Source organism: Thermomonas paludicola, from assembly GCF_024498955.1.
Lineage (GTDB): Bacteria > Pseudomonadota > Gammaproteobacteria > Xanthomonadales > Xanthomonadaceae > Thermomonas > Thermomonas paludicola.
In genome coordinates this window covers 1,583,222-1,597,712 of record NZ_CP093311.1, presented here as the reverse complement: position 1 = coordinate 1,597,712, position 14,491 = coordinate 1,583,222, and the positions used below count along the sequence as shown (strand labels likewise).

Below are 14,491 nucleotides of genomic sequence, written 5' to 3'. Positions count from 1 at the left end.
CCTGCGCGGGAAGGACGGGCCCAGGCGTTGCGTGATGGATGGCAGGCCGACGTGCCGCAGGTGGAATGACGCGCCGAAGCGCCGCGCGACGAATGACAATAGCGCGTTCATCGCCCAGCCTCGATCTTCGCCACCAGCGGCAGCAATTCCCGCCCGATGATCTCGTCCGTCAGCGGGCCGACATGCTTCCAGCGCACGATGCCCTTGCCGTCGACGAGGAAGGTTTCCGGCGCGCCGTACACGCCCCAGTTCAATGCGGTGCGGCCTTCGACATCGGACAGCACCACCATGTAGGGGTTGCCGAACTGCTCCAGCCAGCGCAGTGCGTCGGCGGGTTCGTCCTTCCAGTTATAGCCGACCACGCGCAGGCGCTTGGTTTCGGCGAACTTGGTCAGCACCGGGTGCTCGACCCGGCATTCCACGCACCAGCTGCCCCAGACGTTGAGCAGGAACGGCTGGCCCTTGAGATCCTGCAGTTTCACGATGTAGCCGGGGTCGTGCAGGACGGGCAGGGCGAATGCCGGTGCGGCTTTGCCGATCAACGGCGACGGCAGCGCTTCGCGGTTGGGCTTGCGGCTCATCCACACGCCGGCCGCAAGCAAGACCGCAAGCAGGGCGAAGGCGGCCAGCGGCAGCCAGCGGGACGGCTTCATGCAGCCTCCTTGCGCACGCTGCGGAAACGCCGGTCGGTGGCGGTGATGCCGGCGCCCAGCGCCATCAACAGCGCGCCGCCCCAGATCCAGCGCACGAACGGTTTGACATACACGCGCATGGCCCAGGTGTCGTTGCCCAGCGACTCGCCGATGGCGACATAGGCGTCACCCAGCACGCCGGGCGCGATGCCGGCTTCGGTCATGACCTGGCCGCCGGCACGATAGCGGCGCTTTTCCGGGTGCAGGGTGGTCTGCAATCGGCCGTTGCGTCGTACCTGCACGGTTGCAACATCGGCAACGTAATTCGGGCCGCCGGATTCGACGATGCCTTCGAAGCGGAATGCGTAGGCGCCCAGCGTCACGTTGTCGCCGGCCTTGACCGCCAGTTCGCGCTGCAGGCTCAGCCCCTCCACCAGCAATGCGCCGATCAGGAACACGGCGATGCCGAGATGCGCCAGGCTCATGCCCAGCATCTCGCGGGTGATGCGTCCGCTGGCGGAGCGCAGGCGCGTCCAGACGAAACGCAGCGTGCCGAATGCCACCCATGCCGCGCCCAGCACGGCAGCGCCGGCCTTCCACTGGCCCTGCGGGGCGAGGAAGAAGGCGGCGACGCCCAGCAGCAGGGCCAGCACGGCCCACGGCAGCAGCATCCGCAGCGGTTTTGACATGTCTTCGCGCTGCCAGCGGGTCAACGGGCCCAGTGGCACCAGTGCCACCAGCGGCGCCATCAGCAGGATGAACATCAGTGCGAAGTAGGGTGGGCCCACCGAAATCTTGCCCAGCTCCAGCGCATCGGCCAGTAGCGGGTACAGCGTGCCCAGCAGCACCATGGCGCAGGCGGTGGTCAGCAGCAGGTTGTTGAGCAGCAGCAGGGTTTCGCGCGAGCCAAAGGTGAAGGGCTTGGCATCGATGTCGGTATCCGGCGCGCGCAATGCGTACAGCAGCAGCGAGCCGCCGATCACGATGCCGAGGAAGATCAGCACGAACAGGCCGCGCGTCGGGTCTGCCGCGAATGCGTGAACGCTGGTCAGCACGCCCGAGCGCACCAGGAACGTGCCCAGCAGCGACAATGAAAACGCGCAGATCGCCAGCAGCAGCGTCCAGCCACCAAAATTGCCGCGCTTTTCCGTCACCGCCTGCGAATGCAGCAGGGCAGCGCCGACCAGCCAAGGCATGAAGCTGGCGTTTTCCACCGGATCCCAGAACCACCAGCCGCCCCAGCCAAGCTCGTAATACGCCCACCAGCTGCCAATGGCGATGCCCACGGTAAGGAAGGCCCAGGCTGCATTGGTCCACGGTCGCGTCCAGCGCAGCCATTGCGCATCGATGCGGCGTTCCAGCAGCGCCGCGATGGCGAAGGCGAACGGCACGGCGAAGCCCACGTAGCCGGCGTACAGCATCGGCGGATGCATGATCAGGCCGGGATCTTGCAGCAGCGGGTTGAGGTCGCGGCCTTCGGCGGCGGCTGGCAGGATGCGGGTGAACGGATTGCTGGTGAAGATCAGGAAGGCGAGGAAGCCAACCGCCACCACGCCCATCACGCCCAGCACGCGTGCCACCACCGGCAGCGGCAATGCGCTGGAGAAACGCGCCACGGCCGCCGTCCACAGCGCCAACACCAGCGCCCACAGCAGCAGCGAGCCCTCGTGCGCGCCCCACACGGCGGTGTAGCGGTACATCACCGGCAGCAGCGAATTGGAATTCTCGGCCACGTACTGCACCGAAAAATCGCTGGTGACGAAAGCGTGGGTGAGGATGGCGAACGCCAGGCCCACCAGCAACAACTGTGCATAGGCTGCGGGCCGCGCCACGGCCATCAGCGGCGGCAGGTTGCGTTGCGCGCCCAGCAGCGGCAACAGCGCCTGCAGTGCGGCGACCAGCATGGCCAGCGCCAGCGCGATCTGGCCGAGTTCAGGAAGCATCAGTTGGCGCCTTCCGCCGGCGTTGCCTGCGCGTCCTGCACCTTGTGCTTCTTGTGTGCGGCGCTCATCTTGTCGGCCACTTCCTTGGGCATGTAGGTTTCGTCGTGCTTGGCCAGCACTTCCTCGGCCACGAACACGTCGCCCTTCATGCGGCCGGTGGCCACCACCGACTGGTTCTCGCGGAACAGGTCGGGCAGGATGCCGGTATAGACCACCGGCAGGCGTGCATCGCCGTCATCGACGTCGAAATGCGCCTCCATCGAGCCGGGTGCACGCTTGAACGATCCGGCCGCGACCATGCCGCCCAGGCGGAAGCGCGCTTCGCCATCGCGCACGTTCTGGCCCGCTTCGCCACCGAGCACTTCATGAGGGGTGTAGAGATAGGCGACATTGCGTTGCAGCGCCATGGCCACCAGCGCAGTGGCGATGCCGGCGACGGCGAGCAGGGCAACGATCAACAACAGGCGGCGCTTGCGGGTGGGGTGCATGGCGATTGGGTCAGTCCCGCGACAGCGGAAGTTCCGTGGGGGGCGCTGGCGTGGCTTGCCGGCGTGCAATGCGCAGCTTGGCGGCGCGCAGCGTGGCGCGAAGCTGCAGCCTGGGAACCAGGAAGTCCCACAGCAGCATCACCGCAAAAGCCGCGTAGGCGGCGATGACATAGTCGCGGTAGCTCATTGCGGCGGCCGCCCTAGGGCATCGCCCGTGGCCAGTTTCGCAACCCAGTCCTTGCCCGCTTCGCGGCGCAGGTTGTCGGCGCGTGCGCGCGCCAGCAGTGAGCCGATGAACCAGAGCTTGGTGCCGGCGAGCATCCATAGCAGCGGCGGCAACATGCTGGCATCCATGCTGGATTTGCCGAACAGGCGGATGGTCTGGCCCTGGTGCAGCGAGTTCCACCACACCACCGACCAGTGGATGACCGGCAGCAGCGTTACCCCGACGATGGCCAGCAGGCCGGCGGCGCGGGCGGCGTTGCGGCGATCATCGATGGCCGCATACAGGCCCATCACGCCCATGTAGAGGAACAGCAGGATCAATTCGGTGGTCAGGCGCGGATCCCAATCCCACCACGTGCCCCACATCGGCTTGCCCCAAATCGAACCGGTCACCAGGGTGACGGCGGTGAACGCGGCGCCGGTGGGTGCGCAGGCCATCGCCAGGATTTCGCAGAGCTTGATCCGCCAGATCAGCGCGATGGCCGAATAAAACGCCATCAGCCCGAAGATGGCCATGCTCATCCACGCCGCCGGGACATGGATGTAAAGAATGCGGAAGCTGTCGCCTTGCTGATAGTCGGCAGGCACCTGGAACAAGGCGCCATAGAGGCCGACGGCCATGGCCAAGCCGCCCAGCAGATAAGACCAAGGCACCCAGCGGGTGGCGAAACGGTCGAAGTACGGTGGCGAGCCGAGTTGGTGGAACCAGCGGATCAGCGGAGACATCGTGGCCTTTGCGGAAGCGGCGGGAAGGTGGCCGCGGGCACTGCTGCAAAGGATACCAGCCCGCGTGCGGGCTGGTGTCGATGCGGGCGCGGGCGGCCTGCGCCGCCCGGCCACGCAGGAGGCTTACTGCACCTGGATGCTGCCCTGCATGAGGGCAAGATGTCCCGGGAAGCTGCAGAAGAACTTGAACGGGCCGCCGTCCTTGATCTTGGCAACGTCGAAGGTCATCGAGGTGGATTCGCCACCGCCAATGATCTTGGTGTGGGCAATGGCGCGGGTGTCGCCAGCCTTGACGTGGGTGGCGGGGTCGGCTGCGCCGTCAGCGGCAATGCCGGCCATGTCGGCTTCCTTCGATACCACGACGTTGTGGCCCATCACGTTGGCGGCCAAGGTGCCTGCGTGCTTGAGATTGATGGTGAACTGGGTGCAGCTGGCGGGAACGGTGATCGAGTCCGCGTTGTACTGCATCGCGTCGTTGGCTTCGATATTGGTGGCGCAGTTCTCGACAACAGCGGGCTTGGTGCTGGCTGCGGCAGCAGGTGCGGCCTCCGTCGGCGCGGTTTCGGCAGGCGTTGCGGTGGTTTCCGCGGGCGCAGCCGTATCGGCAGCGGGTGCGGTGGTTTCGGCCGGGGTGGACGAATTGCCGCAGGCGGACAGGGCCAATGCAATGGCACTGGCAAGCAGGATGTGACGGGACTTCATGCGCATGCTCCAAGGGTTCGTGGGGCTGGCCGCACGGCCAGTGGCGCTATTGTCCGGCGGCGCGCGTTAAGACGGCCTTGATCCACCTCAAGCGTGGGCGATGCGCAGCGCCGCGGCCGCCGTGGCAGGGGCCAGTGCCAGCGTCAGCACCAGTCCGGCGCCCAGCAACAGCAGCGCACCCACCGCGTCCAACCCTTGGGCATCGGCAGCCACGGCGCCGGCGCCGAACACCAGCACCGGCACATACAGCGGCAGTGCGAGCAGGGCCACCAGGATTCCGGCGCGGCGCATGCCGACGGTGAGGGCGGCCACGACCGCGCCCAGCAGGCTGAGGATCGGCGTACCCAGCAGCAGCGAGAGCATCAACACCGGCAGCTGCGCGTGCGGCAGGTGCAGCAGTTCGCCCAGCAGCGGCACCGCGATGATCATCGGCAGCGCGGTGGTCAGCCAGTGCATCAGCGTGCGTACCAGCACCAGCCACCACAGCGGCACCGGTGCCAGCATCCACTGTTCCAGCGAGCCGTCCTCGGCATCGCCGCGGAACAGGTTGTCCAGCGCCAGCAGGCCGGCCAGCAGCACGGCCAGCCACAGCACCGCCGAGGCGACCGGTGCCAGCGCCTTGGCATCGCCGCCCAGCGCCAGGGCGAACAGCACCACGGTCAACAGGGCGAACAAGGCCGGCTGCAGGGCATCGCCGCGGCGCGCCCACAGCAGCTGCAGGTCGCGGGTCATCAGGGCGCGGGCGGCTTGCCACATCATGTGCCGGCCTTCGCCAGTTCCAGCAGGCGGGTGCGCACCGGCGGGGCCGCATAGGCGCCGTGGGTGGTGATGAGCGCTGCGCCGCCACCGCGCAAATGGGCCTGCACCATGCGATTGACCAGCGTGATGCCCTCCAGGTCGAGGTTGGCGTAGGGCTCATCCAGAAGCCACAGCGGCGCGGGCGACAGCCACAGGCGGGCCAGCCCGAGCCGTTTTTTCTGGCCGGCGGACAGGGTGCGCAGCGGCGCGTCTTCAAAACCGGCAAGCCCGACGATGGCCATCGCGGCCGCAGGCGTTTGCGCGCGCCGGCGGCCGTGCAGCCCGCACAGGTAGCGCAGGTTGCGCAGTGCCGAGAGATCGGCCTTCAGGCCAGGCAAGTGGCCAAGATAGGCAATGTAGCGAGCGCGCAGGTCTGCCCGGGCAGGCCGGCCATCGATGTCCAATGTGCCTGTGTCGGCGTGCAGCAAGCCGGCCAGAACCCGCAACAAGGTGGTCTTGCCGGCGCCGTTGCTGCCTTGCACCAGCAGCGCTTCGCCGCCATCGACGGCGAAATCCAGCGGGCCGAACACCGGGGTGTCATCGCGCAGGAAGGCAAGCCCGCGCGCGGCGAGCAGGGGGCTGGCGGAAGTCTGCATGTCGGGCATCGGGCGCCGATTCTACCGGCATGGCGAACGGTACGCGGGTCGGCTGCATCCGCTGGCAGCCGGTTTCCGTACACTTTGGAAACATTTCGCGACATGGCAAGGCAATGCAGATCAAAACCAAGCTGCCGAAGGTCGGCACCACCATTTTCACCGTGATGTCGCAGCTGGCGGCGGAGCATGGCGCGGTGAACCTGGGCCAGGGCTTCCCCGATTTCCCGGTGCCGTCGCGGCTGGTGGAGGCGTTGGGCCGGGCGATGCAGGCGGGGCACAACCAATATGCGCCGATGACCGGCATTCCCGCGCTGCGCCAGGCGATCGCGGCCAAGACCGAACGCTGCTACGGCTGGCGCCCGGATGCGGATGCGGGAATCACCGTGACCAGCGGTGCCACCGAGGCCATCTTCAATGCGATCCACGCGATGGTGCGTGCCGGCGAGGAAGTCATCGTCCTCGACCCGTGCTACGACTGCTACGAGCCGGCGATTGAGCTCGCCGGTGCGGTCGCCGTGCACGTGCCGCTGGATCCCGTCACCTTTGCCCCGGACTGGGACGCGGTGCGCAAGGCCATGACCCCGAACACGCGGATGCTGATGATCAACAGCCCGCACAACCCGTCCGGCGCCATGTTCACGGTCGCCGACATGCAAACGCTGACGGAACTGCTGCGCGGCACCGATATCTGGCTGCTCAGCGACGAGGTGTACGAACACATCGTGTTCGACGGCGCGCGCCATGAATCCGCGCTGCTGTATCCGGAGCTGCGCGAACGTGCATTCGTCATTTCCAGTTTCGGCAAAACCTATCACTGCACCGGCTGGAAACTGGGCTACTGCATCGCGCCGCCGGCGCTGTCGGCGGAATTCCGCAAGGTCCATCAGTACAACGTGTTCTGCTCGTTCAACCCGGCGCAGCATGCGTTCGCCGAGATGATCGAGGCCGAGCCCGGTCATTACGAGGGCCTCGGCGCGTTTTATCAGGACAAGCGCGATCGCTTTCGCCAGCAGTTGCTCGCCACCCGGTTCAAGCCATTGCCGGTGCCGGGCGGCTATTTCCAGCTGGTGGACTATTCGGCGGTCAGCGACCTGCCCGACCTGGAGTTCGCGCGCTGGTTGACTGCCGAACACGGCGTCACCGGCATCCCGTTGTCACCGTTTTACGCCGTGCCGCCGGCCGGCCAGCGGTTGCTGCGACTGTGCTTCGCCAAAAACGAGGACACGGTGAACCGCGCCATCGAACGGCTGTCCAAGCTTTGACGCCAACGCGCCGGAGGGTGCCATGCGAACTGAAAAGACGATCGCCCTGTTGTTCGCGCTGCTGCTGACTGCAGCTGCGGCGCTGTTGGGATGGCGGGCGTTGCAGGCGCGCCCGGTGGCAACCGCAACGGGAGGAACCCCAGTGAATGCGCAACACTTGCAGGACATCTACTTCGGCATGGGCTGTTTCTGGGGCGCGGAGAAGCGCTTGCGCGCGGTGCCGGGCGTGGCCGAAGTGGAAGTGGGTTACGCCGGCGGCGATGCGCCGAAGGTCAGCTACGAGGACGTGTTGCAGGAAGAGCGGTTGATCCGCGCCGGTCGCAGCCATGCACGCAACCATGCCGAGGTGGTGCGGGTGCGTTATGACCCCAGGCGGCTGGATCTGGCCACGCTGCTGGCCGCGTTCTGGGAAAACCACGACCCCACCCAGCAGGGCGGGCAGGGCAATGACATCGGCAGCAACTATCGAAGCGCGATTTACTTCACCACGGCGGCGCAGAAGATGCTGGCGGAGCAAAGCCGCGACATCTACCAGCAGAACCTGGCCCACGCGGGCTTCGGCACCATCACCACTGAGATCCTGCCGCTGCGCAACTACAGCCGGGCCGAGGAAAGCCATCAGGACTATCTGCTGAAGAACCCGGACGGTTACTGCGGGCTGGGCGGCACTGGCGTGAAATACGGCATCGCTGACGGCGGCATCGCCTATCCGCCGCTGGACGCGGTGGCCTTGCATGCGGCGGCGCAGCTGGTGGTTTACGAAGCCGAGGATTGCCCCTACTGCGAGCGATTCGAGGCGGACGTACTGAAAAGCTGGAAGGCGGATGTGCCGTTCGTGCGCACCCACTCGCAGCAGCCGCCCACCGGCTGGACGCTGGCAGGTCCGCTGCTGGCCACGCCGACGATTGTCTTGTTCAAGGGTAGAAAAGAAGTGTCGCGCTTCACCGGTTACGCCGGGGATGCGAAAAAATTCTGGCAATGGTTGGGCTACCACCAGCTCACCCCCGAGCAGCAGCGCATCGCGTTCGAGAGCGGGACCGAATTACCTGGCACCGGCGCGCATTTGAACGAGGCGCGGCCGGGCACCTACTTCGACCCGGTCAGCGGCGCGGCGCTGTTCCGCAGCGATGCCAAATTCGATAGCGCCTGCGGCTGGCCCAGCTTCTTCGAGCCGATGCAGGGGGCACTGCAGTTCGTCTCGGACGACAGCCACGGCATGCATCGGATCGAGGTGCGCAGCGCCAGTTCCGGCATCCATCTGGGCCACGTCTTCGATGATGGCCCGCCGCCGACCGGCAAGCGCTATTGCATCAACGGCAACGTGCTGAAATTCGTGCCGGATCCGCCGAAGGCGTGAACCCCGGCCCGGATTACATTCCGGGCGTGAAGCTGGAACAATCGGCATGTCTCTGCCACCTGCAGGGGCAGGGTCAACAGGGAAGGGAGTTCCGCATGCAGAACCTTCGCGTCTCCATCGTCCAGGGCGACACCCGCTGGCATGATCCGGCGGCGAATCGCGCGTATTACGCCGGGCTGATCGCACCGCTGCGCGGCACCACCGATCTGGTGGTGTTGCCGGAAACCTTCACCAGCGGTTTTTCCAACGAGGCCATCGGCAATGCCGAGGGCATGGACGGGCCGACGGTGGCATGGCTGCGCGAGCAGGCGGCGAAGCTGGATGCCGTGGTCACAGGCAGCGTGCAGCTGCGCGACGCGGAGGGCCCGCTTCACGACAATGTCTTCAACCGCATGCTGTTCGCCATGCCGGACGGCGCGCTTGCGCAGTACGACAAGCGCCATCTGTTCTCGTTTGCCGGCGAGCACGAGCGCTACGCCGCTGGAGGCGAGCGCGTCGTGGTGACATTGAAAGGCTGGCGCATCCTGCTGCAGGTTTGTTACGACCTGCGCTTCCCGGTGTTCTCGCGCAACCGCTTCGATGCCGCGCAAGCTGGACAGGCTGATTACGACGTGGCCCTGTACGTGGCGAACTGGCCGGCAGTGCGCAGCCATCCGTGGAAGGCCCTGCTGCGCGCGCGCGCCATCGAAAACCTGTGCTTCGTGGTGGGCGTCAATCGCGTTGGCAACGACGGCAATGGCCTGCACTACAGCGGCGACAGCGCGGTCATCGACTTCCTGGGCCATCCGCTCAGCGAATGCACGGATGGGGAAGTGGTCACCACCACCACCCTGCAGGCGGCGGAACTGCTGGCCCATCGCCAGCGCTTCCCGGCGCTGCGCGATGCCGATGGGTTTGTGCTGCAGGCTTGATCCGCATCAGGCGCGCTGGTCGGCGCAGCGCCGTAGAATCCGGGCATGCGCAAACACGGTGAATTCAAGATGCCGGGCGGCAAGCTGGCGGTGGCCGACGTGGTCATCGTGGACGGCCGGCTGGCGCATGTGGCCGTCAGTGGCGATTTCTTCCTGGAACCGGACAGCGCGCTGGATGCGATCAATGCGGCACTGACGGGCCTGCGGGCGGATGCCGATGCCGCGATGTTGGCGCAGGCAGTGCAGGCGGGCTTGCCGCCGGACACGCAGATGCATGGGGTCAGTGCAGGGGCGGTCGCGACGGCGGTGCGCCGCGCCATCGACAGCGAGGAGGGTGCATGAGCGGACGCTGGACCGAGTTCGACTGGCGGCTGATCCACGCCGGCCCACAGTCGCCCGCGCTGCACATGGCGCTGGATGAAGTCATCACCGATGAAGTGGCGGCGGGTCGCCGTGCACCGACCTTGCGGGTGTGGGAATGGGGTGCGCCTGCGGTGGTGATCGGGCGCTTCCAGTCCCTGCGCAACGAGGTGGATGCCGCCGGTGCGCAACAGCACGGCATCGAGGTGGTGCGGCGTATCACCGGCGGGGGCGCGATGTTCATCGAGCCGGGCAATACGATCACCTATTCGCTGTCCGCGCCGGAAGCGTTGGTGGCGGGCATGTCGTTTGAACAGTCGTACGCCTTCATGGATGCCTGGGTGCTGGACGCGCTGCGCACCCTGGGGATCGAGGCCTGGTATCAGCCGCTGAACGACATCGCGTCGCGCGCAGGCAAGATCGCAGGCGCCGCGCAGATGCGCCGTGGCAAGGCGGTCCTGCACCACGTCACCATGGCCTACGACATCGATGCGGTGAAGATGCTGGAGGTGCTGCGCATCGGCCGCGAGAAACTGTCGGACAAGGCGACGCAGAGCGCCAACAAGCGCGTGGATCCGCTGCGCAGCCAGACCGGGCTTTCGCGGGAAGAGGTGATTGCACGCATGATCGACACGTTCCGCGCCACTTGCAAGCTGACCGACGACAGTGTGCGCCCGCACGAGCTGGTGCGTGCCGAGGCGCTGGTGCAGGACAAGTTCTCCACCGCCGAGTGGACGGCGGTAGTGCCTTGATTCGTGACGCTGGCATTACACGCGTCGCACTAGCATGGTGGCTCCAAACCCAAGTCAGGATGCAGCTATGTCCAGCGTCACCTTTCACGGCAACCCGGTTCATGTCGGCGGCAATTTCCCCGCGGTGGGCAGCCAGGCGCCGGCGTTCAAGCTGGTCGATGTCAAGCTGTCGGATCGCGCGCTGTCCGGCTTTGCCGGCAAGCGCAAGGTGCTGAATATCTTTCCCAGCGTGGATACCGGCGTGTGCGCCACCTCGGTGCGGCGTTTCAATCAGGAAGCCGCAAGCCTGGACAATGCCGAGGTGCTGTGCATTTCCGCCGACCTGCCGTTCGCGCAAGGGCGGTTTTGCGGTGCCGAAGGCCTCAACAAGGTGACCATGCTTTCCACCATGCGCGGCCAACGGTTCCTGCACGATTACGGCGTGGCGCTGGAAGACGGCCCGCTGGCGGGCGTGGCTGCGCGCGCCGTGGTGGTGCTGGACGAACATGACAAGGTGCTGCACGCGCAGCTGGTGCCGGAAATCGGCCAGGAACCGGACTACGCCGCGGCCCTCGCGGCCCTGCGCTGATCGCCCCGGGCGCCTGCGGCCTGCATTGCGGCGCGCTCGCGGGGGTTCGGTGAAACGTCTTCCACTGTGCAGCGGGTCGTGGTCATGCCCCGGGTGGCACGACCACGATTGCCGATGGTTCAGCCCATCGGCTCGAAACGCGCGGTGAAATGACGCAGCTGCGCGGGCTCGGAGACGATGCGGTAACCACGCAGCTGGCTTGCAGTGCTCGCCACGTGCTGGCAAACCTCGATCACGTAGTCGATATGGCTTTGCGTATAGGTGCGCCGCGGAATGGCCAGACGCACCAGGTCCATGGCGGCCGGCAGTTCGCTGCCGTCGGCCTGGCGGCCGAACATCACCGTGCCGATTTCGCAGCCGCGCACGCCGCCGGCCGTGTACAGCGCAACCGCCAATGCCTGGCCCGGATAGTGCAATGGTGCGATATGCGGCAGCAGGCCGCGTGCATCCAGATAGACCGCGTGCCCGCCGGTGGGCTGGACGATGGGAATGCCGGACTTGACCAGCGCATCGCCCAGATAGGCGGTTGATCGAATGCGATAACGCAGGTAGTCGTGATCCACCACTTCCTTCAGGCCTTGCGCCAGCGCTTCGAGATCGCGCCCGGCCAGGCCGCCGTAGGTGGGGAAGCCTTCGGTCAGGATCAGCAAGTTGCGGCACTGCTCGGCCAGCGCATCGTCGTTGAGCGCCAGCCAGCCGCCGATATTGCCCATCGGATCCTTTTTCGCGCTCATGGTCATGCCGTCGGCCAGCTGGGCCATTTCGCGCACGATGTCGGCGACGGCGCGATCCTGCTGGCCCGGCTCGCGCTCGCGGATGAACCACGCGTTCTCGGCGAACCGGCAGGCATCCAGGAATAGCGGCACGCCGTGCCGGCGGCACAGCGCGCTGGTGTCACGCAAATTCGCCAGGCTGACCGGCTGGCCGCCGCCGGAATTGTTGGTGATGGTGATGAACACCGCAGGCACGCTGCCCTTGCGTGCGGTCAGGAAGGCATCCAGCGCGGCCACGTCCATGTTGCCTTTGAAGGGGTGCAGGCTGGACGGGTCGCGCCCCTCGGCAATGACCAGGTCCACCGCTTCTGCACCGGTGTATTCGATGTTGGCGCGAGTGGTATCGAAGTGGGTGTTGTTGGGAATGCTGCGGCCCCGGCCGCCCAGTGCGGTGAAAATGATTTTTTCCGCAGCGCGGCCCTGATGGGTGGGAATCACGTGTTTGAACGGGAACAGCGCCTGCACGGCATTCTTGAAAATCTCGAAGGACGGGCTGCCGGCGTAGGACTCGTCGCCATGCTGGATCGCCGCCCACTGGTCGCGGCTCATCGCGCCGGTGCCCGAGTCGGTGAGCAGGTCGATCATCACGTCGTCCGAGCGCAGGGCAAACAGGTTGTAGCCGGCGCTGGCCACCGCTTCGCTGCGCTGCTGGGGCGTGCTCATCCGCAACGGGGCGACCGAGTGGATGCGGAAGGGTTCGATGATGGTGCGGAATTCCACGGCAGTCTCCAAATGAGGACGGCCGCTCATGGGCGGCCGTGTTCAATGATGCAAACAGCGTGGTGTCGTTTGTCAATTGCCTGCGCCGCGTGGCTTACATCCGCCCGAACTTGCCGCCGTTGAAATCGGCGATCGCCTGGATGATCTCCTGCTGGGTGTTCATCACGAACGGCCCGTGGCCGATCACCGGTTCATCAATGGGCTCACCGGCAAGCAGCAGCAGCTTGGCATCGCTGTTCGCTTCAATCGCCACGCCGCTGCCGGTGGTGGACAGCGTGGCCATCTGCGCGGCGCGCAACACGGTTTGACCATTCAGTTGCACGGCGCCATCCAGCACCACCAGCAGGCAAGTCCAGCCGTCGGGTTGTGGCAAGTCCGCCTTGGCGCCGCTGGCCAGGCGAACATCCCACACGTGCATCGGGCTGGCGGTGCGCGCCGGACCGCGCCGGCCTTGGAACTCGCCTGCGATCACGCGCACCGTGCCGGCCTTGCCCGGCAACGCCACGCCGGGGATTTGGGCATCGCCGATCGCTTGGTAGCCCGCGGGCCCCAACTTGTCCCGGGCCGGAAGATTGACCCAAAGCTGCACCATCTCGAACGGGCCGCCGCGCTGCGCATAGGCGGGCGAGTGGAACTCCTCGTGCAGGATGCCGCCGGCCGCGGTCATCCATTGCACGTCGCCCTTGCCGATGACGCCGCCATTGCCGGTGGAGTCGCGATGTGCCACCTCGCCTTCATAGACGATGGTGACGGTCTCGAACCCGCGATGCGGGTGCTGCCCCACGCCACGGCGTTCCGTGGTTGGCTCGAAACGGGTGGGCGCGGCGTAGTCCAGCAGCAAAAACGGACTGCGTTCGGCCACGCCCGGGCCGTTGTAGCCAAACATCCCGTGGACGGGGAAGCCGTTGCCCACCCAATGCCGTCCGGGGGCAGAGGTGACGCCGAGGATTGTCTTCATGGTGCAGCTCCGGAGCGTGGCGACGCGATGTCGTTTGCCTTGGGAGCAGGATGGATTGTTTTGATGATCTCATCAATCATTGCTGAAATGACTGATTGTTCTACTGGTGAAGATAAATATACGCTCACTTCGTGAAGCTGATCTCCAGCGCCGTGTGGAACGGCGCCTTGGGCGGCACGAACACGAGTTTGTCGCGCACGAAGCGCTGCAGGCAGATCGCCAGCGGCGAATCGCCTTGGCGCCAGGTTTGCTGGACGCGGCCCTCGGCACTCAACTGCATCACCACGGTGAACGGGCTGAAATCCTCGCGCAGACCGTGGCTGGCGCACTCGGCGACGCCGGTATCCAGCAGCGTTTTTTGCGCCGCAAGCATGCTCGCGTGCGCGATCCCGGCGACGCTGCTTTCATTGGCATCGGCCAGGCGCTTGGCGTCGGCATAGTCCATTGGCGCCGGCGCGGCATTCTGCGCGGCTTGCGGCTGCGCGGTGGCGAGCGCGATCAGCGCGATCAAGGCGGTGAGCATGGCAGGCCTCCGGAGGAATGCGCGAGTTTAACCGTCGCGGGCAGGTGGCCGGCGCAGGGCGCTGTCCGGCGACTCGCCGCCAACGGCAATGGCTGGCCGCCTTTGCGGGAATCGCGCGCACGATTGGTCAATGCGGGCATTCCCAGCCGTTGCAAGCTGCGCAATGCGTCACGGGGCGATGGTCTGCCCCTCGGTTT

General features: G+C 66.3%; 17 protein-coding genes. 6 read left to right on the top strand and 11 right to left on the bottom strand.

The window, feature by feature from the left end; translation table 11 throughout:
* Window positions 1-107 precede the first annotated feature (107 nt).
* From LIW09_RS07390 to ccmA, 8 genes are all read right to left on the bottom strand, one after another.
* Window positions 108-653, bottom strand: coding sequence for a DsbE family thiol:disulfide interchange protein (locus tag LIW09_RS07390; protein WP_425507874.1), 546 nt, complete (start codon window positions 651-653; stop codon window positions 108-110).
* Window positions 650-2,575, bottom strand: a complete 1,926-nt coding sequence (locus LIW09_RS07385) for a heme lyase CcmF/NrfE family subunit (RefSeq protein WP_256645010.1) — start codon at window positions 2,573-2,575, stop codon at window positions 650-652. The genes LIW09_RS07390 and LIW09_RS07385 overlap by 4 nt, the downstream gene beginning before the upstream one ends.
* Window positions 2,575-3,063: a cytochrome c maturation protein CcmE gene (gene ccmE / locus LIW09_RS07380; RefSeq protein WP_256645009.1), complete on the bottom strand. Its 489-nt coding sequence runs from the start codon at window positions 3,061-3,063 to the stop codon at window positions 2,575-2,577. The genes LIW09_RS07385 and ccmE overlap by 1 nt, the downstream gene beginning before the upstream one ends.
* Window positions 3,064-3,073: 10 nt before the next feature.
* Window positions 3,074-3,250 (bottom strand): heme exporter protein CcmD, encoded by a 177-nt coding sequence (locus LIW09_RS07375; protein ID WP_256645008.1) that lies wholly within the window; start codon window positions 3,248-3,250, stop codon window positions 3,074-3,076.
* On the bottom strand, window positions 3,247-4,014 hold the full coding sequence (locus LIW09_RS07370; protein ID WP_256645007.1) for a heme ABC transporter permease: 768 nt from the start codon (window positions 4,012-4,014) through the stop codon (window positions 3,247-3,249). Before LIW09_RS07370 ends, LIW09_RS07375 begins: the two co-directional genes overlap by 4 nt.
* 123 nt (window positions 4,015-4,137) lie before the next feature.
* Window positions 4,138-4,716 (bottom strand): azurin, encoded by a 579-nt coding sequence (azu, locus tag LIW09_RS07365; protein ID WP_256645006.1) that lies wholly within the window; start codon window positions 4,714-4,716, stop codon window positions 4,138-4,140.
* Window positions 4,717-4,803: 87 nt separating this feature from the next.
* Window positions 4,804-5,475: a heme exporter protein CcmB gene (gene ccmB, locus LIW09_RS07360; RefSeq protein WP_256645005.1), complete on the bottom strand. Its 672-nt coding sequence runs from the start codon at window positions 5,473-5,475 to the stop codon at window positions 4,804-4,806.
* Window positions 5,472-6,110 carry a heme ABC exporter ATP-binding protein CcmA gene (gene ccmA, locus LIW09_RS07355; RefSeq protein WP_256645004.1) on the bottom strand — a complete coding sequence of 213 codons (639 nt, stop codon included), beginning with the start codon at window positions 6,108-6,110 and terminating at the stop codon, window positions 5,472-5,474. The genes ccmB and ccmA overlap by 4 nt, the downstream gene beginning before the upstream one ends.
* 113 nt (window positions 6,111-6,223) lie before the next feature.
* Here ccmA and LIW09_RS07350 point away from each other — a divergent pair, with 113 nt between their 5' ends.
* From LIW09_RS07350 to tpx, 6 genes are all read left to right on the top strand, one after another.
* Window positions 6,224-7,372: a pyridoxal phosphate-dependent aminotransferase gene (locus LIW09_RS07350; protein WP_256645003.1), complete on the top strand. Its 1,149-nt coding sequence runs from the start codon at window positions 6,224-6,226 to the stop codon at window positions 7,370-7,372.
* Between the two features lie 22 nt (window positions 7,373-7,394).
* Window positions 7,395-8,729: a peptide-methionine (S)-S-oxide reductase MsrA gene (gene msrA / locus LIW09_RS07345; protein ID WP_256645002.1), complete on the top strand. Its 1,335-nt coding sequence runs from the start codon at window positions 7,395-7,397 to the stop codon at window positions 8,727-8,729.
* Between the two features lie 95 nt (window positions 8,730-8,824).
* Window positions 8,825-9,640, top strand: a complete 816-nt coding sequence (locus LIW09_RS07340) for an amidohydrolase (RefSeq protein WP_256645001.1) — start codon at window positions 8,825-8,827, stop codon at window positions 9,638-9,640.
* Window positions 9,641-9,685: 45 nt separating this feature from the next.
* Entirely contained in the window at window positions 9,686-9,982 is a 297-nt protein-coding gene (lplB, locus tag LIW09_RS07335; protein WP_256645000.1) for a lipoate-protein ligase small subunit, read from the top strand.
* Window positions 9,979-10,752: a lipoate--protein ligase family protein gene (locus tag LIW09_RS07330; protein WP_256644999.1), complete on the top strand. Its 774-nt coding sequence runs from the start codon at window positions 9,979-9,981 to the stop codon at window positions 10,750-10,752. The genes lplB and LIW09_RS07330 overlap by 4 nt, the downstream gene beginning before the upstream one ends.
* Before the next feature lie 67 nt (window positions 10,753-10,819).
* Window positions 10,820-11,320 carry a thiol peroxidase gene (gene tpx / locus LIW09_RS07325; RefSeq protein WP_256644998.1) on the top strand — a complete coding sequence of 167 codons (501 nt, stop codon included), beginning with the start codon at window positions 10,820-10,822 and terminating at the stop codon, window positions 11,318-11,320.
* Between the two features lie 119 nt (window positions 11,321-11,439).
* On the opposite strand, the gene LIW09_RS07320 is transcribed toward tpx, so the two are convergent.
* The 3 genes from LIW09_RS07320 to LIW09_RS07310 all read right to left on the bottom strand — a co-directional run bounded on the left by LIW09_RS07320 (window position 11,440) and on the right by LIW09_RS07310 (window position 14,294).
* Window positions 11,440-12,813, bottom strand: coding sequence for a tryptophanase (locus LIW09_RS07320; protein WP_256644997.1), 1,374 nt, complete (start codon window positions 12,811-12,813; stop codon window positions 11,440-11,442).
* Window positions 12,814-12,907: 94 nt separating this feature from the next.
* The gene (locus tag LIW09_RS07315; protein ID WP_256644996.1) at window positions 12,908-13,771 is read right to left on the bottom strand and encodes a pirin family protein; all 864 of its coding nucleotides are present in this window, start codon (window positions 13,769-13,771) and stop codon (window positions 12,908-12,910) included.
* A 124-nt stretch (window positions 13,772-13,895) separates the two neighbouring features.
* A complete protein-coding gene (locus LIW09_RS07310) occupies window positions 13,896-14,294 on the bottom strand; it encodes a hypothetical protein (protein ID WP_256644995.1) in 399 nt (132 codons plus the stop codon).
* Between the last annotated feature and the right edge of the window lie 197 nt (window positions 14,295-14,491).

Excerpts from the sequence above, each read along its gene's own strand:
- LIW09_RS07390 (WP_425507874.1), bottom strand. The coding sequence starts at position 653 with ATGAAGCCGTCCCGCTGGCTGCCGCTGGCCGCCTTCGCCCTGCTTGCG.
- LIW09_RS07385 (WP_256645010.1), bottom strand. The coding sequence starts at position 2,575 with ATGCTTCCTGAACTCGGCCAGATCGCGCTGGCGCTGGCCATGCTGGTC.
- ccmE (WP_256645009.1), bottom strand. The coding sequence starts at position 3,063 with ATGCACCCCACCCGCAAGCGCCGCCTGTTGTTGATCGTTGCCCTGCTC.
- LIW09_RS07375 (WP_256645008.1), bottom strand. The coding sequence starts at position 3,250 with ATGAGCTACCGCGACTATGTCATCGCCGCCTACGCGGCTTTTGCGGTG.
- LIW09_RS07370 (WP_256645007.1), bottom strand. The coding sequence starts at position 4,014 with ATGTCTCCGCTGATCCGCTGGTTCCACCAACTCGGCTCGCCACCGTAC.
- azu (WP_256645006.1), bottom strand. The coding sequence starts at position 4,716 with ATGAAGTCCCGTCACATCCTGCTTGCCAGTGCCATTGCATTGGCCCTG.
- ccmB (WP_256645005.1), bottom strand. The coding sequence starts at position 5,475 with ATGATGTGGCAAGCCGCCCGCGCCCTGATGACCCGCGACCTGCAGCTG.
- ccmA (WP_256645004.1), bottom strand. The coding sequence starts at position 6,110 with ATGCAGACTTCCGCCAGCCCCCTGCTCGCCGCGCGCGGGCTTGCCTTC.
- LIW09_RS07350 (WP_256645003.1), top strand. The coding sequence starts at position 6,224 with ATGCAGATCAAAACCAAGCTGCCGAAGGTCGGCACCACCATTTTCACC.
- msrA (WP_256645002.1), top strand. The coding sequence starts at position 7,395 with ATGCGAACTGAAAAGACGATCGCCCTGTTGTTCGCGCTGCTGCTGACT.
- LIW09_RS07340 (WP_256645001.1), top strand. The coding sequence starts at position 8,825 with ATGCAGAACCTTCGCGTCTCCATCGTCCAGGGCGACACCCGCTGGCAT.
- lplB (WP_256645000.1), top strand. The coding sequence starts at position 9,686 with ATGCGCAAACACGGTGAATTCAAGATGCCGGGCGGCAAGCTGGCGGTG.
- LIW09_RS07330 (WP_256644999.1), top strand. The coding sequence starts at position 9,979 with ATGAGCGGACGCTGGACCGAGTTCGACTGGCGGCTGATCCACGCCGGC.
- tpx (WP_256644998.1), top strand. The coding sequence starts at position 10,820 with ATGTCCAGCGTCACCTTTCACGGCAACCCGGTTCATGTCGGCGGCAAT.
- LIW09_RS07315 (WP_256644996.1), bottom strand. The coding sequence starts at position 13,771 with ATGAAGACAATCCTCGGCGTCACCTCTGCCCCCGGACGGCATTGGGTG.
- LIW09_RS07310 (WP_256644995.1), bottom strand. The coding sequence starts at position 14,294 with ATGCTCACCGCCTTGATCGCGCTGATCGCGCTCGCCACCGCGCAGCCG.